This is a genomic window from Pseudoalteromonas sp. 120-MNA-CIBAN-0494, assembly GCF_040308885.1.
Lineage (GTDB): Bacteria > Pseudomonadota > Gammaproteobacteria > Enterobacterales > Alteromonadaceae > Pseudoalteromonas > Pseudoalteromonas nigrifaciens.
Genome location: NZ_JBEOOE010000005.1, coordinates 154,329 through 161,503 on the forward strand (window position 1 = coordinate 154,329; position 7,175 = coordinate 161,503).

The 7,175-nt window shown below is 41.2% G+C and carries 7 protein-coding genes; 1 reads left to right on the top strand and 6 read right to left on the bottom strand.

From position 1 onward, the window contains the following. Positions 1–41: 41 nt before the first annotated feature. Complete coding sequence (gene glmS, locus AAEY55_RS06030) at positions 42–1,862, bottom strand: glutamine--fructose-6-phosphate transaminase (isomerizing) (RefSeq protein ID WP_011329617.1); 1,821 nt, start codon at positions 1,860–1,862, stop codon at positions 42–44. Between the two features lie 60 nt (positions 1,863–1,922). Then, on the bottom strand, positions 1,923–2,687 hold the full coding sequence (locus tag AAEY55_RS06035; protein ID WP_086993160.1) for a DeoR/GlpR family DNA-binding transcription regulator: 765 nt from the start codon (positions 2,685–2,687) through the stop codon (positions 1,923–1,925). A gap of 158 nt (positions 2,688–2,845) precedes the next feature. Between AAEY55_RS06035 and AAEY55_RS06040 the strand changes: the two genes are divergently transcribed. Continuing rightward, positions 2,846–3,373, top strand: coding sequence for a sugar O-acetyltransferase (locus AAEY55_RS06040; RefSeq protein WP_011329619.1), 528 nt, complete (start codon positions 2,846–2,848; stop codon positions 3,371–3,373). A gap of 87 nt (positions 3,374–3,460) precedes the next feature. Here AAEY55_RS06040 and cobU read toward each other — a convergent pair whose 3' ends face one another. The 4 genes from cobU to AAEY55_RS06060 all read right to left on the bottom strand — a co-directional run bounded on the left by cobU (position 3,461) and on the right by AAEY55_RS06060 (position 6,583). Continuing rightward, on the bottom strand, positions 3,461–3,988 hold the full coding sequence (gene cobU / locus AAEY55_RS06045) for a bifunctional adenosylcobinamide kinase/adenosylcobinamide-phosphate guanylyltransferase (protein ID WP_350550506.1): 528 nt from the start codon (positions 3,986–3,988) through the stop codon (positions 3,461–3,463). Continuing rightward, entirely contained in the window at positions 3,985–4,809 is an 825-nt protein-coding gene (locus AAEY55_RS06050) for an adenosylcobinamide-GDP ribazoletransferase (protein WP_182684132.1), read from the bottom strand. The genes cobU and AAEY55_RS06050 overlap by 4 nt, the downstream gene beginning before the upstream one ends. A 1-nt stretch (position 4,810) precedes the next feature. Further along, the gene (gene cobT / locus AAEY55_RS06055; RefSeq protein ID WP_011329622.1) at positions 4,811–5,872 is read right to left on the bottom strand and encodes a nicotinate-nucleotide--dimethylbenzimidazole phosphoribosyltransferase; all 1,062 of its coding nucleotides are present in this window, start codon (positions 5,870–5,872) and stop codon (positions 4,811–4,813) included. A 90-nt stretch (positions 5,873–5,962) separates the two neighbouring features. Next, positions 5,963–6,583, bottom strand: coding sequence for a histidine phosphatase family protein (locus AAEY55_RS06060; RefSeq protein WP_225741021.1), 621 nt, complete (start codon positions 6,581–6,583; stop codon positions 5,963–5,965). Positions 6,584–7,175 lie beyond the last annotated feature (592 nt).

A 7,175-nucleotide genomic window follows, 5' to 3' on the forward strand; every position in this document is an offset into this window, starting at 1 on the left:
ACGCTTTCGCGTCTTTTTTATCTTATAACACTAACTTCTTGTTATTCAACAGTAACAGATTTAGCTAAGTTACGTGGTTGGTCAACGTCTGTGCCTTTAATTACCGCTACGTAGTACGACAGTAGCTGTAATGGTAAGGTGTAAACAATTGGCGCAATAATATCGTCAGTGTGATTTACGTTGATAACACGCATGGTGTTGTCTGATTCAAAGTGAGAATCTTTATCTGCGAATACGTAAATAATACCACCACGAGCACGTACTTCTTCTACGTTTGATTTAAGTTTTTCTAGCAGTTCGTTATTAGGTGCTACAACAATAATCGGCATGTCGGCGTCAATTAGTGCTAGTGGACCATGTTTAAGCTCGCCTGCAGCGTAGGCTTCTGCGTGAATGTACGAAATTTCTTTAAGCTTAAGCGCGCCTTCCATTGCAATTGGGTATTGCGAACCACGACCTAAAAATAGTGAATGTTGCTTGTCGGCAAACTCTTCTGCTAACTCGGCAATGCTATCTGCAAGCTGTAAAGTTTCTTCTAATTTTGCAGGTAGTACTTTAATTGCATTAACAATTGCGCTTTGATCAAGGCCTTTTTCTTGCGCTATAGACGCAGTAAGCATTAACAAACCAACTAATTGCGTAGTAAACGCTTTAGTAGATGCTACGCCAATTTCGGCGCCGGCTTTGGTCATAAAGGCAAGGTCTGATTCGCGTACAAGTGATGAGCCAGGTACGTTACAAATGGTCATTGACGCCATGTAACCTTGTTGCTTTGCTAAACGCAGTGCAGCAAGTGTATCGGCTGTTTCGCCTGATTGTGAAATAGTTACTAGTAGGCTTTTTTCGTGTACAAACGACTGGCGGTAGCGAAATTCTGAGGCAATTTCTACATTACAGCTTACGCCTGCAAATTGCTCAAGCCAGTAACGTGCAACCATACCCGAATGGTAAGACGTACCACAGGCAATAATTTGTACGTGTTTTACATCTTTAAATATTTGTTGTGCACTGTCGCCAAAAGCGTCAATTGCTACTCGGTCGTTGTTTAAACGCCCTTCAAGGGTATTACGTACAGCAAGTGGCTGCTCGTAAATTTCTTTTAGCATGTAATGGCGGTAATCGCCTTTGCCTGATGCATCTTGAGTGATGTTTGATTCAACCACTTCACGCTCTACAGCGTTGCCATCGGCATCAAAAATTTCTACTGTGTCACGTGTAATACGTGCTACGTCGCCTTCTTCTAAAAATATAAAGCTGCGAGTAACCGGTAGTAGTGCCAATTGATCAGAGGCAATAAAGTTTTCGCCAAGCCCTAAACCTATAACAAGTGGGCTGCCTGAGCGCGCTACAATAATTTCGTTGCTGTTGTCTTTATCAAATACAACTGTACCAAATGCACCTTCAAATTGCTTAACGGCAGCTTGTACTGATGCGAGTAAGGTTTTGTGTTGCTGACGAAGTTGGTGAATTAAGTGCACCATAACTTCGGTGTCGGTGTCTGATAAAAATTCGTAACCGTCGCCTTTTAATGCGGCGCGCAAGCTTACGTGATTTTCGATGATGCCATTGTGTACTAGTGCTAGCTGGCCGCTTGAAACATGTGGATGTGCATTGGCTTCAGTTACACTACCGTGAGTAGCCCAGCGAGTGTGTGCAATACCTGTATGGCCGCTAACACCTGATTGCTCAAGTGCCGATTCTAGGTTTACTACTTTACCAACTGCTTTTACAGTTTTAAGGGTGTTGCCATCAAGCAGTGCTACGCCTGCTGAATCGTAACCACGGTACTCAAGGCGTTTAAGGCCTTCAACTAAAATTTTATTTACTGGACGTTCTGCAACTGCCCCAACTATTCCACACATAGTGTCTCCATTAATTTTTTAAATATTTGCCCGCTTATAACCTGAATTCAAGTTAACGGGCTATTCCATAATCTCTGCACAAATTAGTTTTACACCACATGCCTCAATTGCTTTGCGTTTATCGTCTGCTAAGCCATTGTCGGTTATTAAGGTGGTTACTATTTGCCACGGTAATTCTAAATTTGGGATTTTTCGGCCAATTTTATCTGATTCAACCATCACTATAACTTCACGTGCTGCTTTTGCCATTACTTGGCTTAAGCCAACTAGTTCGTTAAAGGTAGTAGTACCGCGCTTTACGTCTATGCCATCGGCACCAATAAATAGCTGATCAAAGTCGTAAGAGCATAGTACGCTTTCTGCAACTTGCCCCTGAAACGATTCTGAATGCGGATCCCATGTCCCACCGGTCATCAATAATGTTGGCTCGTTTTCGAGCGCTAGCAAGCGATTAGCAACTTTAATAGCATTCGTCATTACAACTAGGCCTTGTTTACTTGCAAGCTCTGGGATCATTGCTGCTGTAGTGCGCCCGCTATCAATAATAATGCGGTTATGATCTTTGATCAGTGCGGCTGCAGCCTTGGCTATAGCCACTTTACGCTTAGAATCAATCTCATCGCTTACTATCTCTTTTGGTAATGCAATAGCTCCACCATAACGGCGCAGTAACAGGCCACTTTTTTCAAGCGCAGTTAAATCTTTTCGAATGGTCACTTCTGAGGTTTGAAACTGCTCAGCTAATTTTTCCACGACCACTTCACCAAGCTCATTAACCTGAGCCAATATATTGTGACGTCGTTGCTGGGTGTTTCGTTTGGTCATAAGTGATATGCAATTAAGTTTCGTTTCGAAAGATGCGTAATTTTAAACGAAACTAGTTAAATGGCAAGTGAACGAGCAAAAATAAAGCAATTTAATCAAATTATAATAAAACTTAAAATACGGTAAGCTAGGGGTAATAGCCGAATAAAGTAAAGTATATGCAATTATTTAATAGTATCAGTAAAGAATATTTAACTCAGCGTAAGCTCGCCGGCGATATCTGCCGTTTATTTAATAAAAGCCCCAGTAAGGGCAATTTAAAGCGTATTAAAAGCTTATTTTTTGATTGCGGTGAAGAGGTAATTATTGAAGCAGGGTTTCACTGCGATTATGGTAGTACACTTATTATTGGTGATCGTACCTTTATAAATATTAACTGCACCATTTTAGATTCTCCGCTACCTGAGTCGGCCATTAGTATTGGTAACGACTGTTTAATAGGCCCTAATGTACAATTGCTAGCTGTATCTCACGCGCTAGATCCGCAGCAAAGATTAAGTAAAGAAAACTTTAGCCAGCCAATTAGTATAGGTAATAATGTATGGGTTGGTGCAGGCGTAATCATTTTAGCTGGAATAACTATTGGCGATAACGCCGTTATTGGAGCGGGCTCGATAGTAACAAAAAATGTGGCAGCCAACACCGTGGTGGTTGGAAATCCTGCGGTTAAAGTTAAAGATATTTGAAGCAGTAATTCGTTAAAAACAACCTACAAAGCCTACTCTGCAGGTTGTACAATATATAACTAAGCAGTGTGTTTCTAAAGGAGGGGTTTATTGTTTATTTTTTAATGTAAGCGCTAAACCCGCCATAATAAACTCAACTTGGGAAACCTGCGCAGCTAATGCTTGATGTAACCAGCCAGATTCGTCTACAAATGTACGGCTTAATTCGCCAAGCGGAACTATACCGTGCCCCACTTCGTTACTTACAAAAATAACTTGCCCTGGTAAGCTTTTAAGTTGAGCTAATAACTCAGCTTTTTGCGTTTGCCAGCAATGCTTGTCGCTATGGCATAAACAGTTTGTAAGCCATAGCGTTAAACAATCTACCAATATACAGTTGTCAGCTTTACTATGGGCTTTAAGTAGTTTGGCAAGCGCTATGGGCTCTTCAACTAATTGCCAGTTTGCTGGGCGGTCTTTTTGATGGCGCGTAATACGTACTTGCATTTCATCGTCATTAGGCTCTGCAGTGGCCAGATAAATCACCGATTTATTACTCTTAATCGCTAACTGTTCTGCAAAACGACTTTTACCACTGCGAGCACCGCCTAAAATAAGTGCATGGTTGTTGCTCATAATAAGCCCACTAAGGTTAAGTAAATAATCACCTCAGATAACTGCTGCGCCGCGCCTAAACAATCTCCAGTATAACCACCTAGCTGGTGCTTAAACCAGCGTACTAATACACTGCGTAAAATGAGCAACACGGCAATAATAATCACCGCTGTTTGCCATACAATAATATGTAAGAAAATTAAACTCAGTAATAAAATGACTGCAGTGAGCGTTAAAATAGCTAAACTGTTAAACGACAAATACATAGCTATAGGCTTAACTTTTGAGGTGGCATCCTCACTCACGTAATCCATGCTCACAATTAAACTGGTTGCTATTACCCGACTTAAACACTGACCCAGCAATATCGCAGTTATAATGGCTGTGAGCGAAGTACTAAGTAATACTAGACTCTGAAACTTAATCAGTAATATTATAAATAATGCCGCAGCTCCATAAGTACCCAAACGGCTATCTTTCATGATAGTTAATTTTTGCTCTACCTGCCAACCGCCGCCAAAGCCATCCCACACATCAGCCCAGCCATCTTCATGAAACGCGCCAGTTAATAGCAAGCCAAAAGCCATCATTAATAACACACTTAAAGACGGCGGTAACAACAGCTGAAAAACACAGTAACTAAGTGCCAACAACCCACCAAGTAACAAACCTACTAATGCAAAATAGCGACTGGCTTGATTAAGGTGAGTATTAGTAACATTAAAACGCAAAGCAACCGGAATGCGGGTTAAAAAGCTAATCGCCAATAATACTAACTGCCACTGCGTGACCTTGGTTTGTAATTTATTATTTGGGGTATCTAAAAGTGAACTGTCACTCATATTATACAACCTGCTCAACACCGGCATCCGCAAAGCTTGCCATGTGGTTATAAAAGCCAAGAGCGGCTTGTAGCAAAGGTAAGCTCAATGCTGCGCCAGTGCCTTCACCTAAGCGTAAATCTAATTGTAGCAAGGGTTTAACTTCAAGCTTGCTTAACATTTGTTGATGGCCTTGTTCATTAGAACAATGAGCAAAAATTAAATACTCTTTTACTATAGGGTTAATTTTAATCGCAACCATAGCCGCAGCACTACAAATAAAGCCATCAACAATAACGGCCATACCTTGCTCTGCCGCCGCTAGCATTGCACCGGTAATATGCACAATTTCAAAGCCACCCACTGCAGCAAGCAGCGCTATTGGATCAGCCAAGTGTGCTTTATGCAGTTGTAATGCTTGCTCAACAACATTGATTTTACGCGCAATTAATTCGTCACTCACGCCAGTGCCTCTACCCACACATTGCGTCACAGGTAAATTTAATATTGCTGCCATAATAGCTGCGGCACTCGTGGTATTGCCAATTCCCATCTCCCCCATAGCCAATGTATTACAGCCTTGTTGTTTAAGCTGTAAAACCAGTGACTTAGCATTACTAAACCCTTGCTTTACTTGCGCAGTGCTCATGGCCATGTGTAAGTTAAGCGGGGCGGTTATATTACCAAGTCGGCAATCATGTACCTTGCTAGCAGGGCTTTTTTCTAATATACCGCAATCAACAACCTCAAGTTGCCAGCCAAGTTGCTGACAAAATATATTTATAGCAGCGCCGCCAGCGACAAAGTTAGCGACCATTTGTGCAGTTACTTCACTCGGTGCAATTGATACTCCTTGCGCTGCAATCCCATGATCTCCAGCAAAAACAACTAAAGTAGGGTTACAAATCTCAGCTTTAAATGCAGTAAATTCAACGTCACTCTTTATCGTTTGAGATAGTATTTTTACTAACTGTAATGCAATCAGTTCAAGCTGACCTAGTGCCCCTAGGGGTTTGGTTTTATTATTTATTTTATTGTGAATAAGGTGGTCAAATTGATTATTCAAAGGGGCTATTTTAAACATTGTGTAGCAACTCACGTTTTCAAAAAAGTAAAAAGATAACTGCTAAATCCCACAACTGATATCGTTGTGATAAAAGAGGATCAGGCGTTTTTAAAAAATAATTTTAGGCCAAGCTTGGCCATTTTCATCAAAAAATATATCGATACAAATAACCTTGCCATAACCCACAGTAAATATATTTTGATAATTTAACTGTTTTGGCACCTGACAAATAATAGCGAGTAATTGCTTTATTACTCCTGCATGCGTAATTACAAGTTGTGAGCGAGTACCTTGGCAAATAGTATTAACTAATAATTGCTGCCACCACGTTGTTATGCGCTGATAAAAATGAGCCATGCTTTCACCGTTAGGTGGCGTCACGAGCCAAGGGCTTTGCCAAAAGTCACCAATTGTCGGTGTTTTAGTATGCTGCCACAGTTCATCATAGCTTTGGCCATCCCAATCACCAAAGTTAAACTCTTTAATATCGTCGGTTATATTCAGTGGTATTTTATTAAAATCACAAAATTGCCGAGCAAACTCACTACAGCGCTTTAAAGACGATGAGGTAACTAAATCAATATTTGCTAACCTGCCACAGGCGATATTTAACTGCTCAAACCCTTTTTTACTCAATATAAAATCGGTATGCCCCGCTAAAACATCTTTAGTCGTAAGCTCACCATGTCGCAGTAAATAAACTCGGCTAGAAAATGCTGTCATGCTCATACAAGTCTAAAATAAATGTACTTTGAGTTTATCAGCATAGTATTTTTTTATCTTTGAGTTTTACTTATTAATGACTTGAATTTTACTTTTCTGCAGACGTAAAAAAGCCCGAATATTTTCAATCGGGCTTTCTCGATTTGGAGCCTGGCAATGTCGTGGTGCCCACAACGGTGGAAAATCACAGTGCAAATGCACCACATTCATTGGCTAGTGGTGATGTTTTCATGATTTGAGTGTCGGGTGTCGCTACGCTCGCCCAACCTACGCGGGAGACTTGTGTACATTATTCACCCACACTTCACTTTTTACAATTTGGAGCCTGGTAATGTCGTAGTGCCCACAGCGGTAGAGAGTCACATAGCAAATGCGACACACTCTCTTTGTGTCGGGGCGGCCTTCCGCGTGGTTCGCCTTCGAGCTGTTTTGTTTGATATAAAGGAATACAAATGCCGTAGAGCACAGGATGTGCAGGAGCGGCCACTACTGAATTCGCATGGGCTTTTGGCTATTTATTAGTGAGCGTCTAGCGAACTACACCTATGTTTTAAAATTCCAGGGTAACAAGCTGTCGATATCGGGCTCAGGCTGGCAC